The following is an 18,833-nucleotide window of genomic DNA, read 5'->3' on the forward strand; positions in this document are numbered from 1 at the left end:
CCCCCTCCCCCTAACCCTCTCCCCTGAGGGGAGAGGGGACCGTTGGGAGACGGCGACAAGCCCGGCACCGACTTTCTCCCTCGCCCTCTGGGGAGAGGGCCGGGGTGAGGGGAAAAAACCTACGCCTTAGTTCGGCGTATATCCCATCACCACGCCGCTGAGCCCCGACAACCGATTCAGTTCACCAAGTGAACCTTTCAGCTTATCTTTCGAGGCATCCGGGCCGACCAGAATACGGGTGATTTTACCCTGAACGGGCGTCGAAGGCGACGTGTAGGCGTGATATCCCGCACCACGCAGACTCGCCACAATTTCGTTCACCTTATCCGCATTCTTCAATGCTCCAAGCTGCACCACGTACGCTTTACCTACCGGTGCCGGTTTCTCTTCCGGCGCGGCTTTCGGCGGTGGCGTCGTTGCCGCGACCTGTTCAGCAACAGGCTGCGGTTTTGGTTTCGGTTTTTCTACTGGTTTTGGCTTCGGCAGTTCGGCGGCCGGCGGGATCTGTTCAAGATCGCCGTTGCCGTTAACGGCCAGACGGCTGGAGTCCAGCGACGGCGCTGCCGCGTCGCCTGCCCTCACCTCTTCCGCCGCCCCTTCAGGCGGCTGAGCAGGCAGCGCCTGCGTTGCCGTCGGCAGCATATCAGGTTCATCACGGTCCCCCGGTTTTGGCACCAGCGGAATCGCCGCGAACTCATCCTGATAATGCTTTTTTTGCCCGTCAAGCAGCCCTGGCAGCACAATGACCCCCAGCGCAACTAATACTATCGTCCCGACGAGACGGTTTTGAAACTTACTTGCCACCGGCACTCCCCGCGTCCAACGCTTCCATCACATGCGCTACCGTGTGGAACGAACCACACACCAGCACCGTATCTTCAGGCGCTGCGTCAGCCATGGCGGCATGCCACGCCTGCACGACGCTGGTAAAAACGGTCCCTGCGCGCAGATGCTCGCGCAGCTGTTCCGCCGTGGCGCCGCGAGGTCCTTCGAGCGGCGCACAGTACCAGCTATCCACAACGTCCTCCAGACACGCCAGCGTACCGGCGATGTCCTTATCATGCAGCATACCAATAACCGCCAGCACTCGCCCAGTTTTCGGCAACGATTTGAGACGCCCGGCAAGATAGGCCGCGGCGTGCGGGTTATGTGCAACATCAAGAATCACGCGTGGCTCAAGCTGGAGGGTCTGGAAACGGCCCGGCAGAATAGCGCTGGCGATGCCTTCACGAATCACCGCTTCACTCACCTCAAGCCCGCTGGCGCGCAGCGCGGCAAGCGCCGTGGCGGCGTTAGGCTGCGGCACGTTTGGCAACGGCAGGTTACGCAGTTCGCCCTGGGCGTCACTGAAGGTCCAGCTATCGCCTTCGACGGTATAGCGCCAGTCAACGTTACGCTGCTGCAGCAGTGCGCCCTTTTCATGGGCCACATCGGCAATGGTGTGCGGCATATCCGGCTCACCAACCACCGCAGGGCGATTAGCGCGGAACACGCCCGCTTTCTCGCGGCCAATGCTTTCACGGTCTGGCCCCAGCCAGTCGGTATGGTCCAGCGCAATGCTGGTTACCACGGCGACGTTAGCATCAACGATGTTAGTGGCATCAAGACGACCGCCTAAGCCTACTTCCAGGATAACAACGTCAAGCTTTGCCTGCTTAAACAACCACAGCGCCGACAGCGTGCCGTATTCGAAATAGGTCAGTGAGGTATCACCACGCCCGGCTTCAATCGCCGCAAATGACGCGGTATGTGCGCTTTCGGCAAGCTCTGCGCCCTGAACGCGTACGCGTTCGGTGTAGCGCACCAGATGCGGGGAACTGTAAACGCCAACCTTATAGCCTGCGGCCATCAGGATGGTTTCCAGCGTGCGACAAGTGGTGCCTTTGCCGTTGGTTCCGGCGACGGTAAAGACGAACGGCGCAGGCTGCAGCACGTCTAACTGACCGGCAACGCGGCTAACACGTTCAAGGCCGAGGTCGATGGTTTTTGAGTGGAGGTTTTCCAGATAAGAAAGCCACGTAGCCAGGGGCGACGTGGCCTGAGGAATAAGATTTTTGTCCATAGTGCCCGCAACATCCAACAACGGTGAATAAAAGCAAAAAGGGCAGAGCCACCCGGCCCTGCCCTTTGGATTATCAGGCCTCTGGTTCCTGATCCGGTACCGGTGGCACCACCACGCTTTCGCGCGGCGCGTCCGGGTTCGGTGCCGGGAGATTCATCAGCTTCGCCAGAATGCTAGCAAGCTTCAGACGCATTTCCGGGCGGCGCACGATCATGTCGATAGCGCCCTTCTCGATGAGGAACTCACTGCGCTGGAAGCCCGGTGGCAGTTTCTCACGAACGGTCTGTTCGATTACGCGCGGGCCAGCAAAGCCAATCAGCGCTTTTGGCTCAGCGATGTTCAGGTCGCCCAGCATCGCGAAGCTCGCGGAGACGCCACCCATGGTTGGGTCGGTCAACACGGAGATATACGGTAAACCGCGTTCCTGCATTTTCGCCAGCGCCGCAGAGGTTTTCGCCATCTGCATCAGAGACATCAGCGCTTCCTGCATACGCGCCCCGCCGGAAGCGGAGAAGCAGATCAGCGGGCAGTTGTCTTCCAGCGCCTGTTCAACGGCACGGACAAAACGCGCACCGACAACAGAACCCATTGAGCCGCCCATAAAGGAGAACTCAAAGGCCGCACCGACAACCGGCATCCCGTGCAGGGTGCCTTTCATCACGATCAGCGCATCTTTTTCACCCGTCTCTTTCTGAGCGGATGCCAGACGATCTTTGTATTTTTTAGAGTCACGGAACTTCAGCACGTCTTTTGGCTCAAGCTCACTTCCCAGTTCTACCAGGGACCCTTCATCTAACAGGCTATGCAGGCGATTACGCGCTGACATACGCATGTGATGATCGCACTTCGGGCAAACCTCGAGGTTACGCTCCAGCTCGGCGCGATACAGAACCTGACCACAGCTATCGCACTTGGTCCATACCCCTTCCGGGATGCTCGCCTTGCGGGTAGGTGTGATATTGCTTTTAATTCGTTCAATCCAGCTCATTGATAACCTTTCTGCCTGAACCTGGTCGATGCCAGTTTTGCCATAAGGGGGCGCGCATAATGCCACTTTTGCCCCTCATAGACCATGAATGTTGCACATTAAAACATAACAGCCCGAAACTTGGCATAAAAAAGTGGTCGAACCGCGAAACATGTCGTAACAGGGCACGGCTGAATCGTGCCCCGCGTGCAGGGTTTATTTTGCCGCTTTTGCCGCCTTACGACGGTGGCGAATCACTTCAATCACGCCCGGCAATATCGACAGCACAATGATAGCGACAATCAGCAGCTTCAGGTTTTCCTGAACCACCGGCAGATCGCCAAACAGATAGCCCGCGTAGGTGAACAACAGTACCCACAGCAGCCCACCGGTCACGTTGTAGATAGCAAAATGACGATAGGACATATGGCCCATTCCCGCCACAAATGGCGCAAATGTTCTGACGATAGGCACAAATCGCGCCAGAATAATGGTTTTTCCGCCGTGTTTATCGTAGAACGCATGGGTCTTATCGAGGTAGCTGCGACGGAAGATCTTCGAGTTCGGATTGCTAAACAGCTTCTCACCGAACAGCCGCCCAATGGTGTAGTTCACCGCATCCCCGACAATCGCCGCGATCACCATCAGCACCACCATCAGGTGGACGTTGAGATCGTTGGTTGGCAGCGCCGACAGCGCACCGGCAACAAACAGCAGCGAGTCGCCCGGCAGGAACGGCGTGACCACCAGCCCCGTTTCGCAGAACAAGATCAGGAACAGAATGGCGTAGACCCAGATGCCGTACTGCGCAACCAGCTCCGCCAGGTGCACATCAATGTGCAGGATGAAATCAATCAAAAAACGGATGAGATCCATATTGTCTTAGCCCTAAATGACTTCGTTAGTCCGCCAGGAAAAGCGGGCCCATCGGCGCGGCGGGCAGTGCAAAGTGAGCGGGATAATCTACCGCCACCAGGTACAGCCCTTCCGCTTTTGCCGTTGCGGCGGCAAGCGTCCTGTCTTTTGCCGCCAACAGTTCTGCAATCCAGCTCTCCGGCTGGTTTCCTGCGCCAACTTCCATCAGGCTGCCAACAATATTCCTTACCATGTGGTGCACAAAGGCGTTCGCTTTGATGTCCACCACAATATAGTTGCCATAGCGCGTCACGTTGATATGCATAACGTTACGCCACGGCGTACGCGACTGGCACTGCACCGCACGAAACGAGGTGAAGTCATTCTCGCCCAGCAGGCTTTGCGCGGCGCGGTGCATCCGCTCCGCGTCCAGCGGCTGGTGATAATGGGTCACCCCCTGGCTCAACACCGCCGGACGCAGCCGGTGGTTGTAGATAACGTAGCGATAGCGGCGCGCCGTCGCGCTAAAGCGCGCGTGAAAATCGTCGGGAACAGCTTTCACCCAACGTACCGCGATGTCACCAGGTAAATTCGCATTTACACCCAGCGTCCATGCGGCGTCTTTACGCAGCGCGCGCGTTTCAAAGTGCACCACCTGACCCGTGCCGTGAACGCCAGCGTCGGTACGCCCGGCGCAGTACACGTTGATAGGCTCGTTTGCCACCTGCGAGAGCGCTTTTTCAAGCTTCTCCTGCACGCTGCGCACTTCGTTTTGCCGCTGCCAGCCGTAGTATTTGCTGCCGTCGTACTCAATGCCCAGCGCAATTCGATAAACCGGCAGCAGCTCTTTGTCAGACATTAGTACAAATACTCCTGCACCAGTTTCTCAGCGGTTTTGACCGCCATCAGCGCGCCGCCGAAGCGAACGTTGTCGGCGACGGACCAGAACTGAACCTGCTCCGGCATGCCGTAATCGTTACGGACGCAGCCGATGGAGAGATGCGCGCTGCCGGTGGCATCGCCAACCTGAGTCGGGAATTCACCCTCCTCAGACAGCACGATGTCTTCGCCGCGAGAGAAAGCATCACGCGCTTCTTCCGCAGACAATGGACGCATGGCTTCAAAGCTCACCATCTGCGCATGGCCGTAGAATACCGGCGACTGCACGCAGCTTGCAGAAATCATCAGGCCTTCGTCCTGCAGGATTTTGCGAACCTGGTCGACGATACGACGCTCTTCACGCACGCTACCTTCGCGGTCTGGCAGCAGCGGCAGCATGTTGAACGCCAGCTGGCGGCCAAAGAAATCATCTTCATCAATCGGAATACCGTTCAGCAGCTTGGCGCTCTGGCCTGCCAGCGCATCAACGGCTTTCTTACCGTGCGCGGAGGCGGAGATCAGGCTGGTCACGTTGATACGCGACAGGCCGCCGTCATCAATCAGCGGCTTCAGCGCAGCCAGCAGTTGGCTGGTCTGGCTATCGGCGACGGCAATCAGGTTACGGTTGCGGTAGTCCGCCATCACGAATGGGTTAACGTCAGGCACCACCAGCGGTACGTCCGGCTCCAGCGCGAACAGACCGCTGAGGTCGATGACCAGGCAGCCCGCGTTGGTGGCTTCTTCCGCGTAGCTCGCTGAGGCTTCCTGACCGGCGGCAAAGAACGCCAGCTGGGCCTGAGTCCAGTCGAACTCTGCGGCGTCTTGTACCCTGACCGATTTACCGTTAAAACGCAGATGTTCGCCCGCGCTGTCGGTGCGCGCCAGCGCATAGATATCACCCACCGGGAACTGACGTTCAGCAAGGGTTTCAAGCAGGGCTTCGCCTACGGCGCCGGTTGCGCCCAGGATGGCAATATTCCAGCCTTCAGACATGGTGATTTACTCCAGAAAAAATGCGACTCTGCCGGAGTATCCAGCAGAGTGATTAAGAAGACATTAACAGTGTACGGCGTTAAACCCGAGTTTTTGCAGCAGCTCGGCCGCATCGGCATCATCACACTCAACGGTCAATGATGACCATTCGCGACGCTCGAGATAGTTCTTGCGCAGTTTGTCGAATTCGCCGGGGATACCCGCCACTTTTCGCAGCGGCGCGTCATCGCGGCGCACATCATACACTAAATGGACCAGTCTTTTCAGCGTAGGCTGATCGAGCGAGCCATGCAGGCTAATACGGCCAAATTCCGGCGCCGGCAGCAGCGTCGAAAGCGCCACTTCCTGTGGTTGGCCAATAAACTGGCTATAGGCTTCAAACACCTGGGTAGTGCCGCGCGCTTTACCTTCCAGCGTGTAGCCGGCGATGTGCGAGGTGCCCAGATCGACTTTATCGAGCAGCGCCAGGTTGAGATCCGGCTCGGGCTCCCAGACGTCCAGCACCACGCTCAGCGCCTGCCCCGCTTCCAGACATTTCAGCAGCGCGGCGTTATCCACCACCGGGCCGCGACAGGCGTTGATCAGAATCGTCCCCGGCTTCAGGCGACGAATCAGGGCCTCGTCGGCAAGATGCAGCGACTTATACTGCCCATCTTTATATAACGGCGTGTGGAAGGTGATAACGTCAGCTTCAGCGACCAGGTCGTCGAGCGAGCGGAAATCGCCTTCGTCGCCGTTGTCCGCACGTGGCGGATCGCAGAGCAGCGTTTTAATACCCAGCGCTTCAAGACGTTTTTGCAGACGGCCGCCGACGTTACCCACGCCGACGATGCCGACGGTGCGGTCAGCCAGCGCAAAACCGTCGCGCTCGGCCAGCATCAGCAGCGCTGAGAAGACATATTCCACCACCGCAATGGCATTACAGCCCGGCGCGGCAGAAAAACCGATGCCCGCCTGCGCCAGCCACGACTGGTCGACGTGATCGGTGCCCGCGGTGGCGGTACCGACAAACTTAATCGCCTTGTCGCCAAGCAGCGCTTCATTCACCTTCGTTACCGAGCGCACCATCAGCGCATCGGCATCGGTCAACGCATCGGTCGGGATCGGGCGGCCAGGAACAGCCCTCACTTCGCCCAGACGACTAAAAAGCTCACGGGCGTAGGGCATATTTTCATCAACAAGGATTTTCACGGTTCAGTACCTGTCTGAGAACGAGAGTAAACCGGGGAAGTGTGCCATAATCTTGCCGCCAGGAATACTCGCGCCTGGCATCAGTACTGCTTTACAGAAAGGATGAATCATGACGCAACCCATCTCAGGTATGCCTGCGCGCCCTCCGGGGGCCGGTCCCACTCCGCTTTCCAGTGCCGGAGAGCAGCCGCTTAACCTTCAGCAACGCACCGTGCTGGAGCGTTTGATCACGCGCCTTATCACCATGACGTCGCAGCAAAATGCCGAAGTGTGGGCGGGCGTAAAACACGATCTGGGACTGAAAGGTGATACGCCGCTGCTGGCGCGTCATTTTCCGGCGGCGGAACAGAATCTGAACCAACGCATCGGCACCGCCGAGCAGAACCTGAGCATGAGGCAGACGCTCTCACAGCTCACCGAACTGCTGGGCCAGGGCAATAATCGCCAGGCCGTCAGTGATTTTATCCGTCAACAGTACGGGCACACCGCCCTGAACCAGCTTACCCAGCCGCAGCTTAATAATGTGCTGCAGCTGCTCCAGCGCGGCCAGCTGTCAATTCCTCAGCCGCAGCAGCGCCCAGCGACCGACCGTCCGCTACTGCCGGCGGAGTACACCACGCTTAACCAACTGGTCAGCAAGCTGTCGGCGGCGACCGGCGAGTCGAGCAAGCAAATCTGGCAGTCGCTGATTGAGCTCGCCAGCGTGAAGCCCGACGCGCTCTACTCCGATAAAGCACCATCGTCGTCCAGTGACGCCAATAAACCGCTATGGCAGTCGCTACAGGAATTTTCGCCGGTGAAGACCAGCGAGCTGATCCCCGCGAAATATTTCACCTCGCTGGTGACGTTATTGCAGGCGCGGCTGACGCTGAGCACGCATCCGGCTCCTACGTTTAACGTGCTTCAGGCCGCACTTAAGCAGCCGTTGGGCGATCAGGAGCTTCAGGTGCTGCGGGATTATGGGCAACAAAACTGGAATATGACGCCGCAGACGGTGCTCACCACCGTTCAGGTTCAGGAGTTGCTCAACCTCCTGTTTCTCAAGCGTATTGAGCGTGAGCGCGTAGCGCATGCCGAGGCGCTGGAGGCGCGGAACATTCAGCCGATTTATGCGCCGTTCGCACCGATGATTACCTCAATTAAGTCACTGTCGGCACGCCCTGGGCTGGCCTTTGTGGTGCTGATTGTGGTGGCGGTGCTACTTTGGGTGCTGCTGTAAACTCAGCACCTGGGCAATGGTCGTCATAACCGCATCGTCATCATTGGTGCCGGTAATAAACCGCGCGGCCTGCTTGGTTTCGTCAAACGCATTGCGCATGGCGAAGCTCCAGGTGGCGCGGGTCATCAGTTCGATATCGTTCAGCCCATCGCCAAAGACCATCGTTTCGTCTTTGTTGACGCCCAGCCTCTCCTGCAGGATTTCCACCGTATGGCCTTTGTGTACGCCCACGTCGGCGATATCAATCCACGCGTCTTCTGAGACCACGATATAAGCTTTATCAACGTAATCTGCGAGATGCGGCTTAATCTGCGGGCAGCGACCTTTGATGTCGAAGAGGGAAATTTTAACGAAGTCGTGCCCGACCTCATCGAACGCCGCAACCTGCACCACATTGGCGTAGGACATCTTCACTTTCTGCAGCATCTCTGGGGCAATAGTATTTTTGACATACGCGCCAAACGGCGTGCAGGCGATGATCACCGGCTCGCTGTTGACCTCCTCAAGCGTGTGGATGATTTCTCGCCCCAGCGCGTTTTTGATCAGCGACTGATAGACATAGTTTCCGTCATGTTTAATCCGCGTGGCGCTGTCGCCCAGGATCCAGAAGTCACGCACCTGCTCGCCAAACAACTCCTCAACGCGCTCGCACTGCTTGCCAGTGCACAGCGCAAAGGCGACGCCCTGCTGCTGCATCAATGCCTTAATCTGCGGGAACAACTCGCGGTTGTAATCACCATGGCGGTTTAAGAAAGTGCCGTCGAGGTCGGTAATAATCAGCTTAATCATCTTTATCTCCCGAAAAATGGTGCGCGTATGCCCCCTGCCCCCTCCCCAGTGGGGCGAGGGGACCGTTTTGTGCCGTGACCTTCGTTAAGCATTCTGTTCCGCTGCGGCCGACATATTGACTTTGTTGGCGGCAATCACGAACGGCAGGTAGATAAGCGTGGCGACGACCAGGCATAGTATGCCGACAAAGAGCGCCATCCAGTTCCCCCCCGTGCCGAAGAAGGCAATCAGTGGCCCAGGCGTGGTCCACGGCACCGCGTAGGCAATCGGCGGAATGATTTCCAGGGTAATAAAGAAGTAACCAATCAGCGAGTTAACAAACGGCACCAGAATAAATGGAATCACCAGAATCGGGTTCAGTACGATAGGCAGACCGAACATCACCGGTTCGTTGATGTTAAACAATCCAGGCACAAAGGCCATTTTAGCGAGATCGCGGTAGTCCTTGCGGCGAGAGGCAATAAAAATAGCCAGCAGCAGGCCCAGCGTCATCCCGGAGCCGCCACAGTTGGCGAAGGCGTCGTTAATACCGGTCCAGGTAATCGGGTACGGCGCGCCCCAGGTGGAACCGTGGGAGGCCGCATAGGAGAGGTTCTCCAGATTCGCTTCTGAGAAGATGGTTTCACGAATCGCTGCCACGGTGTTCGGCCCATGAATGCCGAGGATCCACAGGAAGTTTGCCACCAGCCCCAGAATCAACACGGTCACGATGTTGGTGCCCATATCCTTCAGCGGCGCCTGAATCAGCGTGTAGATCAGGTCGTTCAGGCCGTTTGGCGAGATTTTTAACAGCAGGTAGTTCAGTACCGAGAAGAAGATCATCACGAAGAAGATCGGCAGCAGCACCTTGAAGGAGCGTGCTACAGCAGGCGGTACTGCGGCTGGCATATTGATGGTCACCTTCGGATTACGCGCCAGGCGACAGAATATTTCACTCGCCAGCAGCGCGACAATAACCGCCACAAACAACCCCTGCGGCCCCAGATATTTGGTGCTCAGGTAAGCCTGCCCGTCGATAATCGTATACGGCGTATAAACCACAAAGAACGCGCCAATAGCGGTCAGGCCACACAGCAGATCATCCTGCTGGTAGCTTATCGCCATATTACGCGCCACGAGGAAGGTAATGAGCACCGCCATAATATTGACCGAGCCGTTCATCACCGGGGTAAATATTTGCTGCGCATCAGCCAGGTTCGGGAATATCGTCCCCAGATGCAGGATGCTGGCGATAAAGCCGTCCGGAGAGAGGATGGCGAAGTTAATCAGAATAATCAGCGAACTGGCCATGACGATGGGAAAGGACAGAATAAAGGCGTCGCGAATGGCCGAAACGTGGATCTGCGAGTTTAATTTTATGGCTATCGGAACGAGGATTTTTTCCATCCCGCGTTCAAATGAATTCATTAACCCCATAATGGTCCCTTAATTATATAAAAAATAGAAAAACAATTATTAATCCAATAATTGGAAAACAAATTAAAATACTGTCTTGCTATCCTGGCACTCCTGAACTTTTATTCTTTCGATATTCTAATCGCGCAATCTAATAATATATTTCGCATCCCATTTCCTTTATAAGTGAAATATGTATTCATTGACGTTCACTTTAATAATTGTTAATTTTCTTAACCTGCATTGCGATCACAGTTAACGGTGCCAAAGTTGTTCAATAATTGACTTGTAGTTGAACGTGTTGGCGCATCCTTACGGGAATGGATTCATAACCTTTTGTTTAAAAAGGACTTAAGGAGGTTCAAAAGTGGTTTATCAGAACATCATTAATCTGCTTAAAAACAGATTAAACAGCTCAATCTACAATATCGGCGATCTTCTGCCATCGGAAAAAGAGTTGGCAGAGCATTATGATGTTTCGCGTAATACTTTACGCAAAGCGCTAAAAACGCTGGAAGAGGAAGGGATGATTGAACGGCGGCATGGTTCTGGCACCTATCTGCGTAATAAACATTTCCAGGCCTCCGTGACCCACCTCGATAGCTTTACCGAAATCGCCCGCAACGAGGGCAAAACCCCCACCAGCCAGATCCTGAAGTTTGAGCTACAGACCGCCTCTGAAGAGATTGCCAATAACCTGCGGGTGATGCTCGGCGAACCGGTGTACTACGCTAAACGTCTGCGTTTAATCGACAATATTGCCATGCAGATTGAGGAGACGTGGCTTTCCGCCAGTCGGTTCCCGGACCTGACGCTCGCCCATATGAAGAAGTCGAAATTTGCCTATATTGAGAATGAGTGCGGCGTGAAAATTCTTGGCTGCTACGAGTCGATTCAACCCATTCTACCGTCGCCGGACGTGGCCAACCTGCTGCACATCAGCGCATTAGACCCGATTATTCGGATGCAGACACAGGCCATTGATGAACAGTCTAACCCTATCGATTACTCGATTCTGTACACCAACATGTTTGAATTCCAGGTGAAATATTTCCTGCCGCGCAAAGCGGTTGCCGGCCCCCAGACGCGCGGAGCCGGGCAATAACGATTACTTACGGAATGACCAGAGGGTGACCACAATCCCCAGCACGGCAGAAATCGCTCCGCCCAAAAAGACGGACGGATAGCCGAATGAGGTCGCCAGCATGCCAGCCAGCGGCCCGGATACGCCCAGCGCAATATCCTGGAACGCGGCGTAGCCGCCCAGCGCCGTCCCGCGAACCTGCTGCGGCACGCGTTTTACTACTTCCACACCCAGTGCCGGGAAAATCAGCGAGCAGCCGGCTCCGGTCAGCGCCGCGCCGGAAAGCGCCACCCATGCACTCGGCGCCTGCCACAGCAGCAATAGACCCACGGTTTCCACCAATAACGAGACCACGGCCACCTTCACGCCACCAAAGCGATCCGGCATCCAGCCAAACAGAATACGCACCAGCACGAAGGTGCCACCGAATGCCGTCAGCGTGAAGCCCGCCATCGACCAACCTTTGCTCATAAAGTAGAGCGATACGAAGGTGCCAATCACTGCGAAACCCACGCCCTGGAGCGCCAGCCCCATGCCCGGTTTCCAGATAAGGCCAATCACGCTAAACAGCGACGGACGTTCCCCGGCCATCGCGGCGACCTTACGTACCGAGCCGTTGAAGGCCCATGCCAGCAGCGGCAGCGCCATCGTGACCCCAGCCAGCACGGCAAAACCGTAGCGCGCATTGATAAACAGCCCCAGCGGCGCCCCTGCGGCCAGTGCGCCAAATATCGCCATGCCGTTCCAGGACATCACCTTGCCGGACTGCTTCGGCCCCACCAGTCCCATCCCCCAGGTCAGGGTACCGGTTAACAGCTGACTTTCACCAAAGCCGAGAATTAAGCGTCCGACGATAAGCAGGCCAAATTTAACCATCGCATCCACCGGCAGCAGCGCCGCACCAAGCCAGGCTGCCCCGGCAAACGCACAGGCGGCCATGCCCTGCAATGCTGAGCGCTTACCGCCATACTGATCCGCCAGACGCCCAGCATAGCCGCGCGTCAGAACGGTAGCAAAGAACTGAATACCGACGGCAATGCCCACCATGGTGTTGCCGTAGCCCAGTTCCTGGTGCACAAAGAGTGGGATGACCGGCAGCGGAATACCGACGGTGAGATAGGTCAGAAACACCGCAAACGCGATGCGGAATAACGACCCGTTCGAAGAAGATGTTGGTTCAGTTTGAGTGACTGCTGTCATGCTTTACTCCAGAATGCTGAGTAAGGCGAGGTACTGTGGCCACGCCCCCTCTACCTGTGAATCAGGATTAAGGTGCGTTGGTTGACGTTGAACGCTTACGCATTATCGTGATGATAATGTTGAGCCAGGAGTTTGCCTGTTATTTCAGGCGATTGTCAACGCATAAAAAAAGGAGCCTGGAGGCTCCCTTTTCTCACCAACTGTAAAAATTACAGCTTGCGCATGACCAGCGTGGCGTTAGTGCCACCGAAGCCGAAGCTGTTGGACATGACGGTAGTCAGTTCGCGGTCGGTTGGTTCCGTCACGATGTTCAGACCCGCAGCCTGCTCGTCCATCTCGTCGATGTTGATGCTTGGGGCGATAAAGCCGTGTTCCAGCATCAGCAGAGAGTAGATAGCTTCCTGCACGCCAGCGGCGCCCAGAGAGTGACCGGTCATCGCTTTAGTTGCAGAAATTGCTGGGCTGTTGTCGCCGAACACTTCCTGAATCGCACCCAGTTCTTTCACGTCGCCTACCGGAGTAGAGGTACCGTGGGAGTTCAGGTAGTCGATTGGGGTGTCAACGCCGTGCATCGCCATCTTCATGCAGCGCACTGCGCCTTCACCGGATGGAGCAACCATATCTGCGCCATCGGACGTTGCGCCGTAACCAACGATTTCTGCATAAATATGCGCACCACGAGCCAGTGCGTGTTCCAGTTCTTCAACCACAACCATACCGCCGCCGCCTGCGATGATGAAACCATCACGGTGCGCGTCATAGGTACGGGATGCTTTCTCTGGAGTTTCATTGTATTTGGTAGACAGTGCGCCCATCGCGTCGAACTCACAGGCCATTTCCCAGCCCAGCTCTTCGCCGCCGCCGGCAAAGACGATGTCCTGTTTGCCCAGCTGAATCTGCTCTACTGCGTTACCGATGCAGTGTGCGGAGGTAGCACATGCGGAGCTGATGGAGTAGTTCACACCGTGAATTTTGAACGGCGTAGCGAGGCACGCGGAAACCGCAGAACCCATCGCCTTGGTCACAACGTATGGACCCACCGCTTTCAGGCCACGCGGGCTACGCATTGCGTCAGCACCGAATACCTGCGCTTTAGAAGAACCACCGGAGCCGGCAATCAGGCCTACGCGCGGGTTGTTCTGATAATCTTCTGCTTTCAGGCCAGAGTCTTCAACCGCCTGCTGCATGGAGAGATAAGCATAGATAGAGGCATCGTTCATGAAACGGACCACTTTGCGGTCGATAAGACCGGTGGTGTCCAGTTTGACGTTACCCCATACGTGGCTACGCATACCAGAATCTTTGAACTCTTGAGAGAAAGTGATCCCCGAGCGTCCTTCACGCAGAGATGCCAGGACTTCCTGCTGGTTGCTACCGATGCTGGAAACGATACCCAGGCCAGTAATCACTGCACGTTTCATTCAATACCTCTGTAAGTCATCACTATTTTAAAGTTTCGAGTCGCAAGATAGCGTACACTTGTACGCCGAACAAGTCCGATCAGCAATTTTATGCAGAAATTTGCGCCATCGAGCCCGCATCGTTAAGATCCGCAGACTCCTTGCCGCACGAGTAACTTACGTGAAACATAACGCCATACAATCTGCCAACCTCGAATTTAACAGTGAGGGTACACCTGTTTCCCGAGATTTTGATGATGTCTACTTCTCCAATGACAACGGCCTGGAAGAGACGCGCTACGTCTTTCTCGGCGGTAATCAACTCGAGGAACGCTTCCCAAACCACCCTCGCCCGCTGTTTGTGGTGGCAGAAAGTGGTTTTGGTACCGGCCTCAATTTCCTGACGCTGTGGCAGGCATTCGACGCCTTTTGCCGCCAGCATCCTGACGCTACGCTACAAAGATTACATTTCGTCAGTTTTGAAAAATTCCCGCTGAAGGCCGAAGATTTGCGTCTGGCGCATCAGCATTGGCCGGAACTGACACCGTGGGCTGAACAGCTCCAGGCGCAGTGGCCGCTGCCGCTGGCAGGCTGTCATCGCCTGTTGCTCGACAAGGGTCGCGTCACGCTGGATTTATGGTTTGGCGATATCAACGAGCTCACCGATAAACTCGATGATAGCGTTAATCAGCAGGTCGATGCCTGGTTTCTTGATGGCTTCGCTCCCGCTAAAAACCCGGATATGTGGACCCCGACGCTGTTTGCCGCGATGGCGCGAACCGCCAGAGTGGGCGGCACGCTTGCCACTTTCACCTCGGCAGGATTTGTTCGCCGTGGCCTGCAGGAAGCTGGGTTCACCATGCGCAAGACCAAGGGCTTTGGGCGTAAGCGCGACATGCTCTGCGGGACGATGGAGCAGGATTTAGCGCCACCATCAAAAACCCCGTGGTTTGCACGCAAAGGGACAGACAAGCGAGAAGTCGCCATCATTGGCGGGGGGATTGCCAGCGCTGCGCTTTCGCTCGCGCTGCTTCGTCGCGGCTGGCAGGTGACCCTCTACTGCGCGGATGATAAACCCGCCCAGGGGGCTTCGGGCAACCGTCAGGGAGCGCTATACCCGTTGTTGAGTAAACAGGATGGCAGCATCAACCGCTTCTTCCCGGCAGCCTTTACCTTTGCTCGCCGTCTGTATGATGCGCTGCCAATCCCTTTCTCGCACAGTTGGTGTGGCGTCACTCAGTTAGCATGGGATGAGAAGAGCCAGCAAAAGATAGCGCAACTGCTGTCATTAGATCTTCCATCGGCGCTGGCGACAGCGGTGGAAGCTGATGAGGTTGAGCAGATAGCCGGCGTGGCAACGGACTGTGGGGGAATAACCTACCCGCAAGGCGGATGGCTGTGCCCTGCCGAATTGACAGCAGGAATTCTGACGCTGGCCGAGCAGCAAGGATTGCATACCGTCTACCGACATACCGTCTCGTCATTAACAGAACAGGAAGACAACTGGCAGGTGGCCTTTGCGCATAACAAAACAGCGCATCATCAAACGGTGGTTTTAGCCAATGGGCACCGGATCAATACCTTTGTTCAAACGGAGGCGTTACCGGTCTATTCCGTCAGCGGGCAGGTCAGCCATATTGAGACCACGCCGTCACTTGAAGCCCTTAAGCAGGTATTATGCTACGACGGCTATCTCACGCCATACGCTCCGCAAACACAGCAACACTGTATCGGCGCCAGCTATCGTCGTGGTAGTGAAGAGATTGACTACCGCGATAGCGAGCAACAGCAGAATCGACAACGACTGATTGACTGCTTCCCACAGGCTGAGTGGGCGAAGACGATTGATGTGAGCGCAAAGAATGCGCGCTGCGGCGTGCGCTGCGCCTCACGCGATCATATGCCGATGATCGGCAATGCTCCGGACTACGACGCAACATTAAGCGTCTATGCACAGCTTGCAAACCATAAAGAAGCAGCAATTCCGGCCCCTTACTATCGCGGTTTATTCCTCATCGGCGCTCTCGGGTCGCGCGGGCTATGCTCTGCCCCGCTTTGTGCAGAAATTCTGGCAGCGCAAATGAGCGAAGAACCGATCCCAATGGATGCGGAAACATTGTCAGCGCTGAACCCAAACCGTCTTTGGGTCCGCAAGTTGCTGAAAGGCAAAGAAGTGAAGAAAAAGGCGTAGAGAGTAGAGATAAGAGAGGGCTAGTTCACAGCCCTCTCTGTACTATTGACCTTTATTAAAGATAAGCTTCACGCCAATGGCCTGGTCCGCCGGGCCATGATCTTCATACACCATGCTGGCGTCTTTGTCCCAGATCGCAATATAGCTCTCTCCTGATTTTAGACGCTGGACCAGCGGGGCGGATAAATGTTCAGGCAGATGCTCAGCATAACCGCGAGTTTCTTCATCGACATTGCCTGCCAGTATATAGAACAGGGGTGTCCATTCACTCTCAGCGATTTCTTTGCCGGCTATCGTTGTGGCAGGCGATTTTTCTTTAGTAGCAAGAGACCGGGAAGATGCTTTCGCCAGGTTTTCAGTATGGAAAAAGACCCCTTTTTTTAAATCGACTTTATAGGATACGCGGGAAAGGTTTAAACCGGGGTTGGGAAAATCATCGCCAATGATATTTGAGTGCTGCAAAAGGGACTGCTCGCCAACGGCAATAACGCCCGTTCGCGGTAGGTTTAATGTTTCGGCTGTATTCCATTTTAAAACACCCCACTGAATAATATTTTTCTCTTTCAGTTCCTTGCGTCGGGTCTCCACCTGAGTTCTGGAATAGGATAGCCCCTCATTGCGGCTCACATTTATCGTGTGAGTGTTTTGTGAAACCACACCAGTAGAGTAGGTCGAAGCCAAAGACCCATTATAGTAGCAATAGTCATTGCCATATTTTTTCACAGAAGGGGCTAACGTCGAAATTTCTATACAGCGATCAACCCAGAGAAATGGTTGGCTATTACCAAAATCATTGGCTAAATAAGATGCAGGAAGTAAACTATTATCACCATAGGCAACTAAATCATCGTAACGAAAGTAAACATTTTCAACTTTTCCAGATTCAGCATAGCCGATGAGCAAGGGGAAATTATAAGATTGTCCGCCAAATGAAATCTGATGGCCAGTTTGGTCGATAGCAACGACCTTTTCTAAAGAGGGGTACCCCCAGAACTTGGAGTCGATTATCTTTCGCCAGGAAAACATTTTTAAATCGATCACTTTCTCACTCAGAAAACGTTCTGGAAGTGTCGGTAACGTGCCATTTAAATCACGGCCAAAAGCAATGGGATGAGAACCATAGTTTAAAAAACGTAATAATGTTGAAGAAATATCAAGAGTGGTACCCGGACGCGCATTTTTTGAAGGCCTAATGCCGGCACCTGTGATCATAAATAGATTATGCCGTTCTTTTTTTTGCAGCGTCTGGTATGGGCGAACCATCGCAGGTGCAAGATGATCTGAAGACAAAACGATCATCGTATTCTCCAATATACCAGCCTTTTTCAATGACAGATACAACTTACCAATGAGCATATCAGTACAGTGCACTGCATTTAATAGTTTATCTTTGCCATCTGCATATTTCACATCCAGACATGAATGAGCAAGATAGCCATCAGGTTGATGAGTACCAATATTAATTGAGAACATTCCCCAAGGCGTGGTCTGGTCGTTTAATTTTTTAACTTGTGAAAGCAATAACTCGTATAGTTTATCATCAGATATACCCCAGTTATTAATAAATTTATCATCGGTAATATCTTTAGTAAATTCACTTTTCCCCTTCACAATGGGAAAGCCATGGTTTTTATAGAACAGACCTTTTCCGGCAAAAGCGCTGTCCGCACCACCAAAATATTCAAGGTGATACCCTTTAGATTTCAAAATATCACCCAAGCAAACTGCATTTGGCATGAAATTGCTAATACTAAAGTGGTCGTTAGCGAACGTCGTCAATAATGGTAGACCACATTGACTAGAGACCATACCAGCCATCGTCCAGCTAGCGCCAACCGTTTGCCCTATATTAGTAAATGATACACTTTCTTTTTCTATCTTGTGCAGCTCGGGGGTCAAGCCAGGAAAAATGGATTCATCCATATAGCTATACTCAAGGCTTTCAAGATATAGGTATATTATATTTTTTGGCTTTTCAACTGTAGCATCAACCTGAGGAGGAATAAAATATTCAATAAAATCATCAGAATACTGCGTGTTAAACAGATACCACAGTAAGTTAGATGATGCGGGATGAACCGTGAAGGCACAAAATATCATTATTGCGCCTTTGACTATCTGAGAAACAGAATTTTTGAAGCATCGATATTTATGCAGGAAGGTTCTCAGATAGAAAACAAGTGCGGCCGCAAAAATCAATTGCAGTACAACAAACAGGATGATTAAGAAGTAGAAATCAGCATATCCCGCACCCTCGACGCCAAATTTAAGATGGTACAATATCGAATCATCAAATCCAATGCCGGTAAACCAGTTTGCAACAAAATAACTACCGGTAAATATACTGAATATCACTGTAGATACAGCGACCAGTAAAACAATGACACTTCCTACTCTTCCTCTACTGGTTCCCTTACAAAAAAAGAATATTGCTGACAAATAAAAAAAGAAAGATAAAAGAGAAAAAAGATCAAACCCCATATTCATAACGTAAAACCTTATAAATAGAAATAGGTATACAGCGATATACACGTATCTGAGATTAGCAGGAGTGAAATGGTCAAAGACCATATTTTATACTGCAGAAAGAGGTAAAGCGGGGATACTA

General features: G+C 54.0%; 15 protein-coding genes. 3 read left to right on the forward strand and 12 right to left on the reverse strand.

What is annotated here, in order from left to right; all coding sequences use genetic code 11:
* Nucleotides 1-126: 126 nt before the first annotated feature.
* The 7 genes from dedD to pdxB all read right to left on the reverse strand — a co-directional run bounded on the left by dedD (nt 127) and on the right by pdxB (nt 6,947).
* Nucleotides 127-804 (reverse strand): cell division protein DedD, encoded by a 678-nt coding sequence (gene dedD / locus AB2B48_RS10930; RefSeq protein ID WP_185666781.1) that lies wholly within the window; start codon nt 802-804, stop codon nt 127-129.
* Nucleotides 794-2,062: a bifunctional tetrahydrofolate synthase/dihydrofolate synthase gene (gene folC / locus AB2B48_RS10935; RefSeq protein ID WP_368301744.1), complete on the reverse strand. Its 1,269-nt coding sequence runs from the start codon at nt 2,060-2,062 to the stop codon at nt 794-796. The genes dedD and folC overlap by 11 nt, the downstream gene beginning before the upstream one ends.
* 73 nt (nt 2,063-2,135) lie before the next feature.
* Nucleotides 2,136-3,050 carry an acetyl-CoA carboxylase, carboxyltransferase subunit beta gene (gene accD / locus AB2B48_RS10940; RefSeq protein ID WP_035892521.1) on the reverse strand — a complete coding sequence of 305 codons (915 nt, stop codon included), beginning with the start codon at nt 3,048-3,050 and terminating at the stop codon, nt 2,136-2,138.
* Between the two features lie 195 nt (nt 3,051-3,245).
* Entirely contained in the window at nt 3,246-3,905 is a 660-nt protein-coding gene (locus tag AB2B48_RS10945; RefSeq protein ID WP_333494403.1) for a DedA family protein, read from the reverse strand.
* 25 nt (nt 3,906-3,930) lie between these two features.
* Entirely contained in the window at nt 3,931-4,743 is an 813-nt protein-coding gene (truA, locus tag AB2B48_RS10950; protein ID WP_185666777.1) for a tRNA pseudouridine(38-40) synthase TruA, read from the reverse strand.
* Nucleotides 4,743-5,756: an aspartate-semialdehyde dehydrogenase gene (locus tag AB2B48_RS10955; RefSeq protein ID WP_035892524.1), complete on the reverse strand. Its 1,014-nt coding sequence runs from the start codon at nt 5,754-5,756 to the stop codon at nt 4,743-4,745. The genes truA and AB2B48_RS10955 overlap by 1 nt, the downstream gene beginning before the upstream one ends.
* Nucleotides 5,757-5,819: 63 nt before the next feature.
* Nucleotides 5,820-6,947, reverse strand: a complete 1,128-nt coding sequence (pdxB, locus tag AB2B48_RS10960; protein WP_368301745.1) for a 4-phosphoerythronate dehydrogenase PdxB — start codon at nt 6,945-6,947, stop codon at nt 5,820-5,822.
* Nucleotides 6,948-7,056: 109 nt separating this feature from the next.
* On the opposite strand from pdxB, the gene AB2B48_RS10965 reads away from it, so the two are divergent.
* The gene (locus tag AB2B48_RS10965) at nt 7,057-8,166 is read left to right on the forward strand and encodes a flagella biosynthesis regulator (RefSeq protein WP_185666775.1); all 1,110 of its coding nucleotides are present in this window, start codon (nt 7,057-7,059) and stop codon (nt 8,164-8,166) included.
* On the opposite strand, the gene AB2B48_RS10970 is transcribed toward AB2B48_RS10965, so the two are convergent.
* Both AB2B48_RS10970 and AB2B48_RS10975 read right to left on the reverse strand, forming a co-directional pair.
* Nucleotides 8,146-8,955 (reverse strand): HAD family hydrolase, encoded by an 810-nt coding sequence (locus AB2B48_RS10970; RefSeq protein WP_368301746.1) that lies wholly within the window; start codon nt 8,953-8,955, stop codon nt 8,146-8,148. The two genes, AB2B48_RS10965 and AB2B48_RS10970, sit on opposite strands and share 21 nt — an antisense overlap.
* Before the next feature lie 84 nt (nt 8,956-9,039).
* A complete protein-coding gene (locus AB2B48_RS10975; RefSeq protein WP_185666773.1) occupies nt 9,040-10,371 on the reverse strand; it encodes a PTS sugar transporter subunit IIC in 1,332 nt (443 codons plus the stop codon).
* 346 nt (nt 10,372-10,717) lie between these two features.
* Between AB2B48_RS10975 and AB2B48_RS10980 the strand changes: the two genes are divergently transcribed.
* On the forward strand, nt 10,718-11,455 hold the full coding sequence (locus tag AB2B48_RS10980) for a GntR family transcriptional regulator (protein WP_368301747.1): 738 nt from the start codon (nt 10,718-10,720) through the stop codon (nt 11,453-11,455).
* A 3-nt stretch (nt 11,456-11,458) separates the two neighbouring features.
* Here AB2B48_RS10980 and AB2B48_RS10985 read toward each other — a convergent pair whose 3' ends face one another.
* Together AB2B48_RS10985 and fabB are read right to left on the reverse strand one after the other, a co-directional pair.
* The gene (locus tag AB2B48_RS10985; RefSeq protein ID WP_333009582.1) at nt 11,459-12,634 is read right to left on the reverse strand and encodes an MFS transporter; all 1,176 of its coding nucleotides are present in this window, start codon (nt 12,632-12,634) and stop codon (nt 11,459-11,461) included.
* Between the two features lie 209 nt (nt 12,635-12,843).
* The gene (gene fabB, locus AB2B48_RS10990) at nt 12,844-14,055 is read right to left on the reverse strand and encodes a beta-ketoacyl-ACP synthase I (RefSeq protein WP_185666770.1); all 1,212 of its coding nucleotides are present in this window, start codon (nt 14,053-14,055) and stop codon (nt 12,844-12,846) included.
* 160 nt (nt 14,056-14,215) lie between these two features.
* On the opposite strand from fabB, the gene mnmC reads away from it, so the two are divergent.
* Nucleotides 14,216-16,225, forward strand: a complete 2,010-nt coding sequence (mnmC, locus tag AB2B48_RS10995; RefSeq protein WP_368301748.1) for a bifunctional tRNA (5-methylaminomethyl-2-thiouridine)(34)-methyltransferase MnmD/FAD-dependent 5-carboxymethylaminomethyl-2-thiouridine(34) oxidoreductase MnmC — start codon at nt 14,216-14,218, stop codon at nt 16,223-16,225.
* A gap of 42 nt (nt 16,226-16,267) precedes the next feature.
* On the opposite strand, the gene AB2B48_RS11000 is transcribed toward mnmC, so the two are convergent.
* Nucleotides 16,268-18,712, reverse strand: coding sequence for a sulfatase-like hydrolase/transferase (locus tag AB2B48_RS11000; RefSeq protein ID WP_368301749.1), 2,445 nt, complete (start codon nt 18,710-18,712; stop codon nt 16,268-16,270).
* Nucleotides 18,713-18,833 lie beyond the last annotated feature (121 nt).

It is taken from the genome of Kluyvera sichuanensis (genome assembly GCF_040930405.1).
GTDB lineage: Bacteria > Pseudomonadota > Gammaproteobacteria > Enterobacterales > Enterobacteriaceae > Kluyvera > Kluyvera sichuanensis.